Origin of the sequence: Pseudomonas sp. IT-P260, assembly GCF_949768395.1 — a bacterium.
Classification (GTDB): Bacteria; Pseudomonadota; Gammaproteobacteria; order Pseudomonadales; family Pseudomonadaceae; genus Aquipseudomonas; species Aquipseudomonas parakoreensis.
In genome coordinates, this window is record NZ_CATKPO010000033.1 from 153,438 (window position 1) to 168,758 (window position 15,321).

Below are 15,321 nucleotides of genomic sequence, written 5' to 3' on the forward strand. Positions count from 1 at the left end.
CATTTGAGGATCATCAACAAACGCCCGATTCGGATGCGCTAATCTGGCCTGACTTGCGCTGCCTCAAGGACTCTCCCAATGCCTGCCAACTGTACCGAAGTGGATGTCGCGATTATTGGCGGCGGTCAGTCCGCACTCGCCGTGGCTTACTTCCTGCGTCGCACCGGGCGCTCGTTTGTGATCATTGATGCCGAAGCCGCACCGGGTGGTGCGTGGCGGCATGGCTGGGACTCCCTGCGATTGTTTTCACCTTCGACCTGGAGCTCCATCGCCGGTTGGATGATGCCGCCGGTCACCGACGGCTATCCCAGTCGTGACAACGTGATCGATTACCTGCGCCAGTATGAGCAACGCTATCAGTTTCCTGTCGAACGGCCTTATTGGGTCGATGCTGTTGAGCGCCAGGGCGATCGACTTCAGGTCAAAGCCCAGGGCCGTTGCTGGCTGGCCCGTGCAGTAGTCAGTGCGACCGGCACCTGGCGTCATCCTTACCTGCCACATTACCCCGGCAGTGAAACCTTTACCGGCCAGCATTTGCATTCGGCCCATTACGTCAATGCGAAGCCTTTTGCGGGGAAAAAAGTCCTGGTGGTGGGCGGTGGCAACTCCGGTGCACAGATCCTCGCTGAAGTCTCAAAAGTGGCCGACGCCACCTGGGTTACTCCGCAGCCGCCACAATTTCTCGCCGATGAGGTCGATGGCCGCGTGCTGTTCGAGCGCGCCACCGAACGCTGGAAAGCCCAGCTCGCCGGGACCGTCATTGAACAACCGGTCGGAGGCCTGGGCGATATCGTGATGGTCCCGCCAGTCGTCGAGGCTCGGGAGCGTGGCGTGCTCCATGCGGTTCGGCCGTTCCTGCGCTTCACCGAAACCGGGGTGACGTGGGCCGATGGCTCGCAAACGCCGGTCGACGTGGTGATCTGGTGCACCGGCTTCCGCCCTGCCCTCGGTTATCTGGCATCACTGGGGGTGTGTACCGCCGATGGACGTGTGGTCGTTGAAGGTACGCGTTCGATCAAGGAGCCGCGCTTATGGCTGGTGGGGTATGGCGACTGGACAGGTGCCGCTTCCGCGACACTGATCGGCGTCACCCGAACGGCGCGAAGTACCGTTGAGGAGATCGAGCGTTTTTTAATGACGCAAAACACGCCGGCTAGCGAATCAACAGCTCCACGGCACGCGCGGTGATGTTTGGCTTTTAATCAGCACTTCTGTGCAGGAGCTACAAAATGAGCATCGATTGGCTGAACTTTACGCCTTGGACTGCCTTGGGCGGAGGGGCCTTGATAGGCCTGGCGGTCGGGGTATTCGTGCTCGCCAATGGTCGCATCGCCGGCATCAGTGGCTTGATTGGCAGCGTGATGCAATTTGGCAGTGAGGGCTGGAGCGAGAAGGCACTGTTTCTTCTTGGCCTGATGCTCGCGCCACTGTTGTGGGGAGTGTTTGCCGTACTGCCGCAGATCGAGATCAAGGCAGAATGGCCGACGCTGATCATTGCGGGACTGTTCGTCGGCGTGGGCACCCGTTACGGCTCTGGCTGCACAAGTGGTCATGGGGTTTGCGGGATCTCTCGACTGTCCGCCCGATCCATCACGGCAACGATGTGCTTTATGCTCGCCGGTTTTGCAACGGTGTACGTCATTCGTCATGTCGTGGGGGCTTGAAAATGATCAAGCTGAGCGCTTTTTTCGCAGGACTGATCTTCGGCCTTGGGCTGCTCCTGGCAGGCATGGCGAACCCCGCCAAGGTACTGGCTTTCCTGGATGTGGCCGGGGCCTGGGATCCGTCACTTGCTCTGGTGATGGGAGGCGCCATCGCCGTGGCGGTTATCCCCTTGAATTGGGCGCGTAACAACAAGCAATCCTTGTTGGGAGCCCCTATGCAGTTACCGATTAAACGGGAGCTGGATGCCCGCCTGATTGGCGGCAGCCTGCTGTTCGGCATCGGTTGGGGGATGGCGGGAATCTGCCCTGGGCCAGCCGTCGCTATCCTGCTTACCGGGCACGGGCAGATCATCGTATTTGTGTTGGCCATGCTGGCCGGCATGTACCTGTTCTCTCTATTGGAGCGTCGACGCAGGCGTTGATCAGGTACTTGATTGGGGAATCCTCACATCCATTGATTTTTATCAGAAGACGCTACGAGCAATGAATTAAACCTGCCTTATCCCTTCTCTCTGAACCCGGACAGGCAGGTGATCGATGTATCAGAACCTGGCACTGCTTGCCGCCTTCCTTCTTGTCTATAGCCTGTTTGCCGGACGTTTCGAGTCGCGCCTGCTCAATGGGCCTTTGATGTTCATGCTTGCCGGGCTGATTCTTGGCCCGGCATTCCTGGGCCTGCTGCTGCCCCGGATCGACAAGGACGGTCTCCGGATTCTGGCCGAACTGACCTTGGCAATTGTGCTCTTCAGCGATGCGGCCAGCGCTGATCTCAAGGTCCTGAAAGCCCACGAAGGATTACCGCTACGCTTGTTGTTGATCGGGCTGCCGCTGACCATGCTCAGTGGCTGGCTGGTCGGCATCTGGCTGTTTCCGCAGATTCCCCCGATCGAACTGGCCATCTTGGCGACTCTTCTGGCGCCCACGGATGCGGCACTGGGCAAGGCTGTCGTGAGCAATCCGAAGGTGGCGGCATCGGTGCGTGAAGGATTGAACGTGGAGAGCGGGCTCAATGACGGCATCTGCGTGCCGGTGCTGTTGATGTTTCTGGCCCTGTTGATCGAAGAACAGACGCGGTCGCCCGTCTCGCTGGCGGTGGAGCTGGTTGCCGAGGAGCTTGGCATTGGCGCGCTCGTCGGCGTAGCCCTGACGTTGATCGCCTGGTTGTTGCAGCGTTACGCCGGGAAACGCCATTGGCAAACCCCAATGTGGTCACAGCTGACGCTACCCGGACTGGCGCTGGTTTGCTTTGCCACCGCGCAAGCATCGGGCGGTAGCGGGTTTATCGCGGCGTTCGTTGGCGGCCTGCTCGCCAGTTATCTGTTTGCTGAACAAAAGCATGATTTGCTCAAGGCCAGTGAAGAGTTCGCCAGCCTGCTTTCCGTCATTACCTGGGTGGTATTTGGCGCGCAGGTAATCCCTTGGGCCTGGAGCAGTTTCACGCTGAATATCTGGTTGTATGCAGTGCTCAGCCTGACCGTGGTTCGCGTACTGCCTGTGCTCATCAGTCTGGCAGGGACCGACTTCGATTTCGAAACCCGGCTGTTCATCGGCTGGTTCGGCCCGCGCGGCCTGGCAAGTATTGTCTTCGCCGTGATGATTCTGGACTACCCTCTGCAAGTCGGTCGTACGTTGGTGGCTGTAGCAGCCTGTACCGTTTTACTGAGTGTGCTGCTCCATGGTTTGAGTGCCAACCCATGGGTCTCGCGGCTGGCAAATCGTGTTCTTTGATAATTGTCAGAAATGCCACTGAGTGCCGGTGCTAGCGTTGTGACCAACGAATGGCTAAGCGTCTGTCCGAGAAACCTTCACGGAGCAGAATATGGGCAGGAACATGAGTGTTGGCAGGCAACTCGGCTTGCCCGTCGCCATTATCGTCGGCAGCCTGAGCCTGCTCGGCGGCTGCGGCAAAGAACCCCCGACCCTCGCCCGTCAAGCGCCTGATGTCACGATCATGACGGTCACCGCACGCACTACACCGGTGACCTTCGAGTTCGTTGCGCAAACCCAAAGCTCCCGCGAAGTGGAGATCCGCGCCCGGGTTGCCGGGTTCCTGGAAAAGCGGCTGTACACCGAAGGCGACCTGGTAAAAACCGGGCAGACGCTGTTTCAGATGGACCGCAAGCCCTTTGAAGCTTCATTGCTCTCGGCCCAGGGACAACTGGCTCAACAGCAGGCACGCTGGGAGGTGGCCAAAGCCACCCTCGCCCGTGTCCGGCCGCTGGCGGCGCAGAATGCTGTCAGCAAGATGGACCTGGACAATGCCGTCGGCGATGAGCGTCAGACCAGAGCCGCCGTGCTGGCCGCCGAAGGGTCGGTGCGAACCGAACAGCTGAACCTCAGCTACACCACCATCGCCTCCCCGCTTACCGGTCTTTCAAGCTTTGCCAAAAAGCAGGAAGGCAGTTACGTCACACCCGGTGAGTCCGGACTGCTGACCACCGTCTCGCAGATGGACCCGATTTACGTCAACTTCAGTCTTTCGGAAAACGAGACGCTCAAGTTCCGCGAAGAGATTGCTTCCGGGCACCTCATATTCCCGCTGCGCAGTGAATTTGTCGTGGAAGTGGTATTGGCCGACGGCTCGGTGCTTCCCGAACAAGGTCGACTGAATTTTGCCGCGCCCTCCTACAGCCAGGACACCGGCACCTTTCTGGTCCGCGCCGTGGTCGCCAATCCCAATGGCCAATTGCGTCCCGGCCAGTTCGTACGGGCGCGGGCCATCGGCGCTACCAGGCCGAACGCCATCGTCGTGCCGCAAAAGGCCGTTCTGGAGGGAGCCAAGAGCCACTTCGTCTGGGTGATCAATGCTGCGGGCAAGCCCGAACAACGGGTGGTCGAAGTGGGTGACTGGCACGGCGATGACTGGTTCATTACCCAAGGGTTGCAGGCCGGTGAACGGATCGTGGTCGACGGTGCGATCAGAGTCACGCCCGGAGGTCCGCTGAACATCATTGCCCCTCCTGCCCCGCCAGCTAACCAGACGCCGACAAAACCGATGGCTGCCAGCACGCAGCAAGACACCGGGCACAGCCCATGAGTATTTCCCACTACTGCATTGATCGCCCCATTTTCGCTTCGGTGATCTCAATCATCATCACCCTGGCCGGCGCGGTGGCCATGGTCAAATTGCCGGTGGCCCAGTACCCGGATATTACCCCGCCGCAAATTACCGTTTCGGCGACCTACCCCGGCGCCGATGCCCAGGTGGTGGCTAATAACGTGGCAGCGCCGATCGAACAACAGGTCAACGGCGCCGACAATATGATCTACATGAACTCGTCGAGCTCGGCGACGGGGAACATGACCCTCAACGTGTTCTTCGAGATTGGCACCGACCCGTCCCTTGCCCAGGTCGATGTGCAAAACCGCGTCAATCTGGCCTTGCCGCAACTGCCCTCCGCCGTCCAGAGCCAAGGCATTCAGGTACAGAAAAAATCTTCCGCGTTCATGATGGTGCTTGCCGTGTATTCGGCCGGCGAGCGCTATGACAGCACCTACGTCGCCAACTACGCGAACCTCTACATTCTGGATGCAATCAAGCGCATTCCGGGGGCCAACCAGGCGAGCATTTTCGGCACGCCGGACTACGCCATGCGGATCTGGCTCAAACCCGATCGCATGGCGCAACTGGGCATCACCGCCGCTGACGTACAGACAGCGGTCGCCAATCAGAATCAGCAATTCGCCGTCGGCCGTGTCGGGCAATCGCCGACCGGCCAGGCCGTGGAGCAATCGTTCGCGGTGACCACCAAGGGCCGCCTGACGGAGCCTGCGGAGTTCGAGAACATCATCTTGCGCGCCAGCAACGACGGCGCGGCCATCATCCGCCTGAAGGATGTAGGGCGCGCCGAACTCGGGCAGAAGGACTATTCGCTGCGCAGCACCTATCAGGGACGTCCCGCCACGCTGATTGCGGTGTATCAGCAACCGGGGGCAAACGCCCTCGATGTTTCGGCAGCGGTGACGTCGACCCTGGCACAAATGAAAACGACATTTCCCGAAGGGATCGAATACAAGATCGTGATGGACACTACCGCGTTCACCCGCGCGTCGATTTCCGAGGTGATTCACACCTTTTTCGAAGCGTTGGTGCTGGTGGTCGTGGTGGTGTTCATTTTTCTGCAGAGTCTGCGCGCCACGCTGATCCCGGTACTCGCCGTACCGGTGTCGATTGTCGGCACCTTTATCGGCATGTCCGCCCTGGGATTTTCGGTGAACATGCTGACGCTGTTCGGCATGGTGCTGGCGATCGGCATCGTGGTCGACGACGCGATCGTGGTGATTGAAAACGTCGAACGCAATATGCACGTACACAAGATGAACCCCAAGGACGCCGCCAAACGCGCCATGGATGAAGTGGCCGGGCCGGTGGTCGCAATCGTGCTGGTGTTGTGTGCAGTGTTCGTCCCGGTGGCTTTCATGGGGGGCATCACCGGGCAGCTCTACAAACAATTTGCGATCACCATTGCCATCTCCGTGGTGATCTCCGGTCTGGTGGCGTTGACGCTTTCACCGGCCCTGGCCGCCCTGCTGCTCAAACCTCATCAAGGCGAAAAAAACGCTTTTTTCCGCTGGTTCGAACGTAGCTTCGAACGCATGACAGAGGGCTATTCGCGTGCCGTGGCGTTCATGATCAAACGCTTTGTGCTGGCGTTGCTGCTGTTCGCCGGCATGATCGTTTTGATTGCGCTGATGGCGCAGCGCATTCCCAGTGCCTTCCTGCCACCGGAGGATCAGGGGTATCTGCTGGGCGCGCTGATCATGCCCGATGCCGCCAGCCTGGATCGCACCGCTGAAGTGGGCAAGGTCGCCAGTGATTTCTTCATGCATGACGAGGCCGTCGAGGGTGTCGCTATCGTTAACGGTTACAGCCTGCTCGATGGCCAGAACAAGAACAATGCCGGTGCCTTTTTCGTCGGGTTCAAGGATTTCGAAGAGCGCTACAAGGACTCGCAAACCATCAAGGAGCAGAGTGCTCCAGCGCTCATCCAGAAAGCGGCCCGGGCCTTTTCCACAGTACAGGGCGGGATCATTTTGCCGGTCAACCCGCCATCCATACCGGGCCTCGGTACCACGGGCGGCATGGAGGTGTGGGTTCAAAGCAAGGGCGACGCCAGCGTCGGGCAACTGGCCGAGACGGTCGGCATGCTTGTCGCAAAAGCCAGGCAGCGTCCGGAACTCGGCGCCATTACCTCGACCTTCAATGTGTTTTCCCGGCAATTGCTGGTCGATGTCGACCGCGAAAAGGCCGAGACGCTGGGGGTGCCGGTGGAAGACGTGTACAGCACCATGCAAACCATGTTCGGTTCTCTGTATGTGTCTCAATTCAACAAGTTCAGCCGTCTGTGGCAGGTGATTCTGCAGGCTGAACCAAGCTACCGACTCAAGGCTGATGACTTGCAGCAGATTTATGTACGCAGCAAGAACCTGGGGATGGTGCCGCTCAAAGCCCTGCTGACCACCCGCTACGTCACCGGCCCCGACCTGCTGACGCGCTTCAACAACTTCCCGGCAGTCAAGCTCACCGCCAACGCCGCGCCCGGTTACAGCTCCGGTCAGGCACTCAAGGCGCTGGAAGAGATCAGCGCTGAAATCATGACCAATGACTATGCCTTGGCCCTGAGTGGCGAGGCCTTCGAGGAGAAAAAAAGCGGGGGCGCTTCCTCTCAGGTGTTCATCTTCGGCCTGGTCATGGTGTTCCTGATCCTGGCCGCGCAGTACGAAAAATGGTCCCTGCCCGTCGGCGTATTGCTGGCGGTGCCCTTTGCGTTGTTCGGTGCCCTGCTCGCGGTACTGATTCGCGGGTTGAGCAACGATGTTTACTTCCAGATCGGCTTGACCATGCTGGTCGCCCTGGCCGCGAAGAATGCGATCCTGATTTTCGAATTTGCGGTACTGAACCGGGAAAGCGGCATGTCTGCCTACGATGCGGCAATGACCGCCGCCAGGGAGCGGCTGCGGCCTATCGTGATGACGTCCCTGGCGTTCATTCTGGGGTGTGTCCCATTGGCCATTGCCGTCGGCGCATCGGAAAACAGCCGACACTCGATCGGCACAGGTGTCATCGGCGGGATGTTGGCGGCAACAGTCATCGCCATTTTCTTCATCCCGCTGTTCTACTACCTGGTTGAACGCTTGACCGAGAAAAAAGGCGCGCCGCAACAGACCACCCCGCCGCCTTCGCTCACATCGCCCGGAGAGATCCCCGGTGGCGCTCCCCTGCACAGACATGAGGGGGAATGAATGCGCACATGCCATTTGTCGTGGTTGATTTGTCTGGGGCTCAGCGGCTGCATGCTCGGCCCGGATTATCAGCGCCCGGCCACCGACACCCCGGCGGCCTATCGCTACGCAGAGCAAGAGGCCAACGACCTGTCCAACGCGTTGTGGTGGGAACAGTTCAACGATCCGGTGCTCAATGACTTGATCCGCAGCGCGCTGGCGCAGAACAAAGACATCAAGATCGCCGCCGCCCGGGTCGAGGAGTTTCAGGGCCGTTACGGTGTGGCGCGTTCGCAGCTGTTTCCGCAAATCGGCGCCGCCGCGCAAGGCAGTCGTTCCCGGGCGCCACGCGACAATGGCCCGGTACCGCTGGACCCCAGCGTCGACCCGATTTATCAGAATTATCAGGCCACCCTGAGTGTGAGCTGGGAGCTTGACGTCTGGGGGCGCTTGCGGCGACTCAATGAATCGGCACGGGCTGACTTGCTGGCCTCGGAAGAAGGTCGGCGGACTGTGATACTCAGCCTGGTCTCGTCGGTGGCATCGAGTTACATCGCGCTGCGCGAACTTGATCGCCAACTGGAAATCGCTCGTACCACGGCCAAGGCCCGTGGCGACTCCTACGAAATCTTCAAACTGCGTTTCGGTGCCGGGACCATTTCTGAAATGGAATTGGCGCAAAACCTTTCGGAATTTCAGCGCACCCAGGCATCCGTTGCGCAATTCGAGTCACTGGTGGCGCAACAGGAAAACAATCTGGCTGTGCTGCTTGGACGCAATCCGGGGCCGATCATCAGAGGCCGTGAGCTGACACAACTGTCGCTGCCATTGGTGCCCGCCGGGTTGCCTTCGGACTTGCTTGAGCGTCGCCCCGATCTGCGGCAAGCCGAGTTGAATCTGGTTTCCGCCAACGCCCGAATCGGTGCGGCCAAGGCACTGTATTTCCCGACGATATCCCTGACCGGATTGTTGGGCTCGGTCAGTAACCAACTGTCCAACCTGTTCACCGGGCCGGCCGCCACCTGGTCTTACGGAGTCGCGGCCAGCATGCCGCTCTTCACCGCTGGCGGGATCGCCGGCCAGGTGCAACAGACCGAGGCCATTCAAAAACAAACCTTGCTGGCTTACCAACAGTCGATCCAGTCAGCCTTCAGGGATGTTGAAAACGCCCTGGTTGCCGCGAGCAAATCCCGCGAGCAAATGACTTCTCAAGGCAATCAGGTCGAAGCGTTGCGCACCTACACCCGGTTTGCCCGGCTGCGCTACGACAACGGCTATACCAGCTACATAGAAGTGCTGGATGCCGAGCGCAGTCTGTTCGACGCCGAGCTGACCTACACCCGGACCCGGGGTTCGGTGTTCACCGCCATGATCGATGTTTACAAGGCCACAGGCGGAGGCTGGATAAGCAAGGCAGACACGTTGACCTCAACCGTCGGCGAACATTGACCATGACCACGCTGCAGTGCGTTCAAGGGCTGGGCGCGGATGCACTTCGCCGATCGAGGGGTTTTCGATGACCGACACCAACAAGAAAATGAGCCTGATGGGACTCACCACTTTGGTGACCGTCAACATGATGGGCTCGGGCATCATCATGTTGCCGACCAGCATGGCGCAACTCGGGGCGGTCTCGTTGTTGTCATGGATCGTCACCGCTGTCGGTTCCATGGCCATTGCGTATTGTTTTTCCCAGTGCGGCATCTTCTGTCTGCGCTCGGGCGGGTTATCCGCCTACACCGAAGAGGCGCACGCAAAGTCGGGATTTTTCCTCTGCTCGTATCTGTATTTCCTGTCACTGGCCATCGCCAACGTGGCGGTGGCGATCTCCGCAGTGGGATACATGACGTCGTTCATGCCTTGGCTGGGAAGCGGCGCCATTCCTTTGTTCATCGGAACGGTCGGCTTGCTCTGGATAACCACCGTGGCAAATTTTGGCGGCCCCGGCGTTACCGGCAAGATCGGTGCGATTACGGTTTGGGGCGTGATCATCCCGGTCGCCGGCTTGAGCCTTATCGGATGGTTCTGGTTCAAACCCGATCTGCTGATCGCCGCCTGGAACCCTTACCACCTGCCCATTTCCGAAGCGATCAGCAAAGCAATTCCGCTGACACTCTGGGCCTTTCTCGGCATGGAATCGGCCGCGCAGGCCTCTGACGCGGTGGAAAACCCCACGCGCACGGTGCCGCTGGCCTGCCTGTTCGGCACACTGGGAGCGGCGGTTGTCTACGTGCTCTCGACGACCGTCATTCAGGGGATCATTCCCAATGCCGAGCTGGCTAACTCGTCCGCGCCGTTCGCGCTGGTTTATGCGCACATGTTCAATCCAACGGTCGGCCACATCATCATGGCGTTGGCGGTGATGGCATGTGTCGGCTCGCTGTTGGGCTGGCAGTTCACCCTGGCGCAAACCGCCAAGATGACGGCTGACCAGGGCATGTTTCCCAAACTGTTCTGCAAGGTCAGCGCCCGCAATGCCCCCATCGTCGGGATGCTGGTCTGCGGCGTGCTGCAGACCTTGATGGCGCTGTCGACCATTTCGCCGAACGCCAGTGCGCAGTTCGGCAAACTGGTCAGCCTCGCCGCAGTGACCAACCTGATTCCCTATGTAACAGCGGCCACCGGGCTGCTGGTCATGATGTACAAAGCCAAGGTCAGTGCCAGCGTGTACACCCGCAATACCTTGCTGTTGGTGGTGGCCGTGGCGTACTCCCTCTACGCGTTGTATGCCTGCGGCAAAGATGCGGTGTTCGGCGGCATTCTGGTCCTGGTGTTCGGCTACCTGCTCTACGGCTTCCTCGCCAAACGTTTTGTCGACGTGCCTGTGCCGGTTCACCCCCGGGCCGACAATCCTTGACCGCCGTCATCGTGACGGCTCAGACAGCTGAATTCGAGGAACCCGCACATGAACGTGAAACTGATCACATCCCACCCGCTGCTAGTCGTCTGCCTACTGACGCTATTGCCGGTCATGGTCCAAGGCAGCACGCTTGAGCGCATCCGCACGAGCCACACGTTCACCCTCGGTTACTTGCCGGATTTCGCGCCGTTCAGCGAGCAGGTCGCCGATAAAGCCAGCGGATATGCCATCGACCTCTGTTTGAAAATAGCCGAAAAGGTCAAGAGCGAACTGGAGTTGCCCACGCTGAAGATTGCCTACCAGCCTGTATCCCTCAACGACGAAATCGATGCCGTCAATTCGGGGAAAATCGACATTCTCTGTACACCGACCCCTCCGACACTGGCGCGGCGCTCGCAGGTCAGCTACTCGGTGCCGGTCTACACCGCCGGTCTTTCGGCCGTGGTGCGCGAGGACGCCTCCCAGCCTTTGCTTAATGTGCTCAATGGCAAGGTGGCCCATACCGGGCCAACGTGGCGTGCCACTGCGAACCTTGGGCTGTCCAATCAAACCTATGCTGCCATCGCCGGCGGTGTGACCGAGGCGTGGATACACCAGCAGATGCGTTTGCTCGGTGTGGTGGCCACGCTGGTCACGGTGGAGAATGCCGATGCAGGCCTCAAACAGGTTGCCGATGGCAAAGCCAGTGCGTTCTTTGCTGAGCGCATGGTGCTCAAGCATCTGTTGAGCAGGAATGACCCCGAAGGTCACCTGGTGCTGCTGGAGCGGATTTTCGAGTACGCGCCGACGGCCATGGCGCTGGATCGAAACGACGAAGATTTCCGTCTGCTGGTCGACACTGCGCTGAGTGAAATGTACCGCGCCGGCGAAATCGAGCAGGCGTACGACAACTACCTGGATGGCGCCGGCGACGCGGCGAAGAAGCTGTTCAAGATCTACGCACTACCTTGAGAGCCAGGCCACAACGATCGGGGACGCTCAACAGTACGGGCGCTTCAGTTTGATGGCCGCTGCAAAAGCCGCTTCGTCATCACCATCGAGGTCTGCAATGACTGCCCGGTGCGCTGCAGCTTGTTCAGCAGACTGGCGCCCAACCAGAGCTGGTAAAGGGTTTCTGCCAGCTGACGAGCATCAGCATCCGGCACACTTTTATCCAGCTGCCCTTCTTCCAGGCACGTCGTGATCCGCGCAACGATGCGCTCGGCGCCGTCACGCAAGGTGAGGCGCATCGACTCGGACAGGTCGGCGACTTCCGCGCTCAACTTTACGACCAGGCATTCATCGCCGTGACCTTCCAGGGTGCAGCGGTTCTGCCAGCCCTGCCAGTAATCCATCAGCCGCTCATAGGCACTGAGCCCCGGCAGTGTCAGGCGTCGCTCCATATCTGCGAGGTAGCCGACGAAGTAGTCCTCCAGCAGCGCCTGGCCGTAGAGTTCCTTGGATTTGAAGTAGTGATAGAACGAGCCCTTGGGCACACCGGCGGTCTGCAGGATCTCGCTCAGGCCAACGCTGGTGAAGCCCTTTTCGGCCATCATGCGGTGGCCGGTGTCGAGCAGGTGTTGGCGGGTATCGTCGTAGGTCGGTTTCATGGGGCGCAAAATACCAAACATTAGACCAGTCGTATATTTCTGATGAGCAGGAGTTTGCCACAGCGATCGGGCGGAAACACGGCCGTAAAAATTTACTAGACGACCGGTCTAATATGAATCTATGCTGTGCCCGTCATTCCTTCCAAGGTGTCGCAGACGAACCCGTCGAGGACACCCGACCACCACAGGGCGCTCTATGAAAATCTTGATGGTTCTGACTTCCCACGATCAGCTTGGCAACACCGGCAAGAAAACCGGCTTCTGGCTCGAAGAGTTCGCGGCCCCCTACTACGCCTTCAAGGATGCCGGTGCACACATCACCCTGGTATCGCCGGCTGGCGGCCAGCCACCGCTCGACCCGAAAAGCGATGAGCCCGATGCGCAAACCGCTGAAACCGACCGCTTCCGCAAGGACCCTGCTGCCCAGCAGGCACTGGCCAACACCGGGCGTCTGGCGGATGTCAGCGCTGAGGATTTCGATGCTGTGTTCTACCCGGGTGGTCATGGCCCGCTGTGGGATCTGTCCGAGGACAAACACTCGATCGCACTGATCGAAGCCTTCGACCGCAGCAACAAACCCCACGGTTTCGTGTGCCATGCGCCGGGCGTGCTGCGCCACGTCACGGCTGCCGACGGCAAACCGTTGATTCAAGGCCGGGACGTCACCGGATTCACCAACGCTGAAGAAGCCGCTGTGGGCCTGACCGATGTCGTGCCGTTCCTGATCGAGGACGAATTCCAGCGTCTTGGCGGGCGCTACGCCAAAGTGGCTGACTGGCAGGTTCATGTGGTGACCGATGGCCAGTTGGTGACCGGTCAAAACCCTGCCAGCTCGGCAGCCGTTGCTGAAACGTTGTTGAAGCTGTTGGCCTGAGCCACCTGGCCTCCCGAACACCGTGCGCATCACGCACGGTGTTTTTTTTGCCGCATTACTAGTCGACTGGTCTAATAAGGCCAAAACAGGTATCCCATGAAAAACAGCCCTTTCTTCACGCCTTTCACCCTGGGCCCGCACACCCTGAAAAACCGCATCGTCCTGCCGCCCCTCACCCGCCAGCGCAGCACGCAACCGGGCAATGTCGCCAACGCATTGATGGCCGAGTATTACCAGCAGCGCGCCGGCGCCGGTCTGCTGGTCACCGAAGGCACGCAGATCGAGCCTCGCGGTCAGGGCTACGCCTGGACCCCCGGCATTCACACGCCGGAACAAATTGCCGGATGGCGCACAGTCACCGAAGCGGTTCATGCCCGGAACGGCGTGATATTCGCCCAGCTGTGGCACGTCGGACGTGTGTCCCACACCGCCTTGCAACCCGACGGCGCGGCCCCGGTATCCGCTTCTGCCATCGCTACTGAACGGGTCAGCGTGTTCATTGAAACCACGCCGGGCGCTGGAGAGCTGGTCAAGCCATCCGCACCGCGAGCGCTGAGCACCGATGAAGTCCAGGCACTGGTTCAGCTCTATATACAGGCCGCGCGCAATGCGATGGATGCCGGTTTTGACGGGATCGAACTGCACTGTGCCAATGGCTATCTGGTGAACCAGTTCATTTCTGCGCACAGCAATGTGCGCACCGATCAATACGGTGGCTCGCTGCACAATCGCCTGCGTTTTCTGCGCGAAGTGGTGTCGGGTGTCGCCGAGTGCATCGGCAAGGAAAAAGTCGGCGTGCGGTTCGCGCCGCTGTTCACCACCACCGATGAAGCACGCACTTATCTGGGCATGGTCGAGCAAGACCCGCACACCACATACATCGAAGCGATCAAGGTGCTTGAGGACGTGGGGATTGCCTACCTGTCCATCGCCGAGGCGGACTGGGACGACGCGCCCGCGATGCCGCAAACATTCCGCCGCGCAGTGCGCGACACCTTCAGCGGCGCCGTCATTTACGCCGGACGCTACAACGCTGAATCCGGCGCGCGATTGCTCGAATCGGGGCTGGCGGACCTGGTGGCGTTCGGTCGGCCGTTCATGGCCAACCCGGACCTGCCGGCGCGCATCGCCAATGACTGGCCGCTCAATCCACTGAACCCCGCCACGGTCTACGGCGGCAATGCCGAAGGCTATGTGGATTACCCGACCTACAGCGAATAATTCCGCGAATTCGCCCAGCGCTCCCACTGCCCGGGAGCGCTTTGCCCTACGCGCCAAACGCGCAACCTCGCACGCTGCGATGTGAGGTGTTCGCATCTGCACAAAAAAGATTGCCGATTCATTGTCAGGCGGATTTTTTCAGCCTATCTTGAGTAAAACCTATACAAAGAACTTAATTGCGTACAACTCTTGCGCTACGGATTGGCCCTCACGCACAGCACTGCTGCGAGTCCTCTGAATGAACCCACTACTAGCCAGCCATTACCGTGAAATTCTCGTCGGCGTCGGGGAAAACCCCGAGCGTGAAGGTCTGCTCGACACGCCCAAACGTGCGGCCAAAGCGATGCAGTATCTGTGCAACGGCTACACGATGAGCCTGGAAGACGTCACCAACGGCGCCCTGTTCGAATCGCAAAGCGATGAGATGGTCATCGTCAGTGACATCGAGCTCTATTCCTTGTGTGAGCACCACATGCTGCCTTTCATCGGCAAGGCGCACGTGGCGTACATCCCCACCGGCAGGGTGCTCGGGCTGTCGAAAGTGGCGCGCGTGGTGGACATGTTCGCCCGGCGCCTGCAGATCCAGGAAAACCTCACCCGGCAAATTGCCGAGGCCATCCAGCAGATCACCGATGCCGCCGGCGTGGCCGTGGTCATCGAGGCCAGGCACATGTGCATGATGATGCGCGGCGTTGAAAAGCAGAATTCGATCATGACTTCCTCGGTGATGCTCGGCGCGTTTCGTGACAGCACCACCACGCGTCAAGAGTTCCTGCAGCTGATCGGGCGGCGAAGTTGATGTTCGACCCTCGACAGGGGCGATAAACCTGTACAGCAAAAGCATGCTGTACAAGCACGATCTTTCCAATTTCACCCTCCTGCCTGTGCCTT

13 protein-coding genes are annotated in these 15,321 nt (G+C 59.7%); 12 read left to right on the top strand and 1 reads right to left on the bottom strand.

What is annotated here, in order from left to right; translation table 11 throughout:
• The first annotated feature begins 78 nt into the window (after positions 1 to 78).
• The 9 genes from ACM6HV_RS14660 to ACM6HV_RS14700 all read left to right on the top strand — a co-directional run bounded on the left by ACM6HV_RS14660 (position 79) and on the right by ACM6HV_RS14700 (position 11,697).
• Complete coding sequence (locus ACM6HV_RS14660) at positions 79 to 1,188, top strand: ArsO family NAD(P)H-dependent flavin-containing monooxygenase (RefSeq protein WP_414904563.1); 1,110 nt, start codon at positions 79 to 81, stop codon at positions 1,186 to 1,188.
• Positions 1,189 to 1,229: 41 nt separating this feature from the next.
• Positions 1,230 to 1,664, top strand: coding sequence for a YeeE/YedE family protein (locus ACM6HV_RS14665; protein WP_095669180.1), 435 nt, complete (start codon positions 1,230 to 1,232; stop codon positions 1,662 to 1,664).
• 2 nt (positions 1,665 to 1,666) lie between these two features.
• Positions 1,667 to 2,086, top strand: coding sequence for a DUF6691 family protein (locus ACM6HV_RS14670; protein ID WP_414904564.1), 420 nt, complete (start codon positions 1,667 to 1,669; stop codon positions 2,084 to 2,086).
• A gap of 115 nt (positions 2,087 to 2,201) precedes the next feature.
• On the top strand, positions 2,202 to 3,392 hold the full coding sequence (locus ACM6HV_RS14675; protein ID WP_414904565.1) for a cation:proton antiporter: 1,191 nt from the start codon (positions 2,202 to 2,204) through the stop codon (positions 3,390 to 3,392).
• A 223-nt stretch (positions 3,393 to 3,615) separates the two neighbouring features.
• Positions 3,616 to 4,701, top strand: coding sequence for an efflux RND transporter periplasmic adaptor subunit (locus ACM6HV_RS14680; RefSeq protein ID WP_052510577.1), 1,086 nt, complete (start codon positions 3,616 to 3,618; stop codon positions 4,699 to 4,701).
• Positions 4,698 to 7,907 carry an efflux RND transporter permease subunit gene (locus ACM6HV_RS14685; protein ID WP_414904566.1) on the top strand — a complete coding sequence of 1,070 codons (3,210 nt, stop codon included), beginning with the start codon at positions 4,698 to 4,700 and terminating at the stop codon, positions 7,905 to 7,907. Before ACM6HV_RS14680 ends, ACM6HV_RS14685 begins: the two co-directional genes overlap by 4 nt.
• Positions 7,908 to 9,335: an efflux transporter outer membrane subunit gene (locus tag ACM6HV_RS14690; RefSeq protein WP_414904567.1), complete on the top strand. Its 1,428-nt coding sequence runs from the start codon at positions 7,908 to 7,910 to the stop codon at positions 9,333 to 9,335. It abuts the gene before it with no gap.
• 67 nt (positions 9,336 to 9,402) lie between these two features.
• Complete coding sequence (potE, locus tag ACM6HV_RS14695; protein WP_145598106.1) at positions 9,403 to 10,743, top strand: putrescine-ornithine antiporter; 1,341 nt, start codon at positions 9,403 to 9,405, stop codon at positions 10,741 to 10,743.
• A gap of 48 nt (positions 10,744 to 10,791) precedes the next feature.
• The gene (locus ACM6HV_RS14700; RefSeq protein WP_414904568.1) at positions 10,792 to 11,697 is read left to right on the top strand and encodes an amino acid ABC transporter substrate-binding protein; all 906 of its coding nucleotides are present in this window, start codon (positions 10,792 to 10,794) and stop codon (positions 11,695 to 11,697) included.
• Positions 11,698 to 11,741: 44 nt separating this feature from the next.
• Here the strand turns inward: ACM6HV_RS14700 and ACM6HV_RS14705 are convergent, their stop codons facing one another.
• On the bottom strand, positions 11,742 to 12,335 hold the full coding sequence (locus ACM6HV_RS14705) for a TetR/AcrR family transcriptional regulator (RefSeq protein ID WP_095669313.1): 594 nt from the start codon (positions 12,333 to 12,335) through the stop codon (positions 11,742 to 11,744).
• A gap of 196 nt (positions 12,336 to 12,531) precedes the next feature.
• Between ACM6HV_RS14705 and ACM6HV_RS14710 the strand changes: the two genes are divergently transcribed.
• From ACM6HV_RS14710 to folE, 3 genes are all read left to right on the top strand, one after another.
• Positions 12,532 to 13,209, top strand: coding sequence for a type 1 glutamine amidotransferase domain-containing protein (locus ACM6HV_RS14710; RefSeq protein ID WP_414904569.1), 678 nt, complete (start codon positions 12,532 to 12,534; stop codon positions 13,207 to 13,209).
• Positions 13,210 to 13,305: 96 nt separating this feature from the next.
• A complete protein-coding gene (locus ACM6HV_RS14715) occupies positions 13,306 to 14,430 on the top strand; it encodes an alkene reductase (RefSeq protein WP_414904570.1) in 1,125 nt (374 codons plus the stop codon).
• A 238-nt stretch (positions 14,431 to 14,668) separates the two neighbouring features.
• Positions 14,669 to 15,229 carry a GTP cyclohydrolase I FolE gene (folE, locus tag ACM6HV_RS14720; RefSeq protein WP_047294417.1) on the top strand — a complete coding sequence of 187 codons (561 nt, stop codon included), beginning with the start codon at positions 14,669 to 14,671 and terminating at the stop codon, positions 15,227 to 15,229.
• Positions 15,230 to 15,321: the final 92 nt, after the last annotated feature.

Bases quoted from the DNA above. Each gene is read 5' to 3' on its own strand.
- ACM6HV_RS14680 (WP_052510577.1), top strand. From the start codon at position 3,616: ATGACGGTCACCGCACGCACTACACCGGTGACCTTCGAGTTCGTTGCG.
- ACM6HV_RS14710 (WP_414904569.1), top strand. From the start codon at position 12,532: ATGAAAATCTTGATGGTTCTGACTTCCCACGATCAGCTTGGCAACACC.
- folE (WP_047294417.1), top strand. From the start codon at position 14,669: ATGAACCCACTACTAGCCAGCCATTACCGTGAAATTCTCGTCGGCGTC.
- ACM6HV_RS14660 (WP_414904563.1), top strand. From the start codon at position 79: ATGCCTGCCAACTGTACCGAAGTGGATGTCGCGATTATTGGCGGCGGT.
- ACM6HV_RS14670 (WP_414904564.1), top strand. From the start codon at position 1,667: ATGATCAAGCTGAGCGCTTTTTTCGCAGGACTGATCTTCGGCCTTGGG.
- ACM6HV_RS14715 (WP_414904570.1), top strand. From the start codon at position 13,306: ATGAAAAACAGCCCTTTCTTCACGCCTTTCACCCTGGGCCCGCACACC.
- ACM6HV_RS14705 (WP_095669313.1), bottom strand. From the start codon at position 12,335: ATGAAACCGACCTACGACGATACCCGCCAACACCTGCTCGACACCGGC.
- ACM6HV_RS14700 (WP_414904568.1), top strand. From the start codon at position 10,792: ATGAACGTGAAACTGATCACATCCCACCCGCTGCTAGTCGTCTGCCTA.
- ACM6HV_RS14675 (WP_414904565.1), top strand. From the start codon at position 2,202: ATGTATCAGAACCTGGCACTGCTTGCCGCCTTCCTTCTTGTCTATAGC.
- ACM6HV_RS14665 (WP_095669180.1), top strand. From the start codon at position 1,230: ATGAGCATCGATTGGCTGAACTTTACGCCTTGGACTGCCTTGGGCGGA.
- potE (WP_145598106.1), top strand. From the start codon at position 9,403: ATGACCGACACCAACAAGAAAATGAGCCTGATGGGACTCACCACTTTG.
- ACM6HV_RS14690 (WP_414904567.1), top strand. From the start codon at position 7,908: ATGCGCACATGCCATTTGTCGTGGTTGATTTGTCTGGGGCTCAGCGGC.
- ACM6HV_RS14685 (WP_414904566.1), top strand. From the start codon at position 4,698: ATGAGTATTTCCCACTACTGCATTGATCGCCCCATTTTCGCTTCGGTG.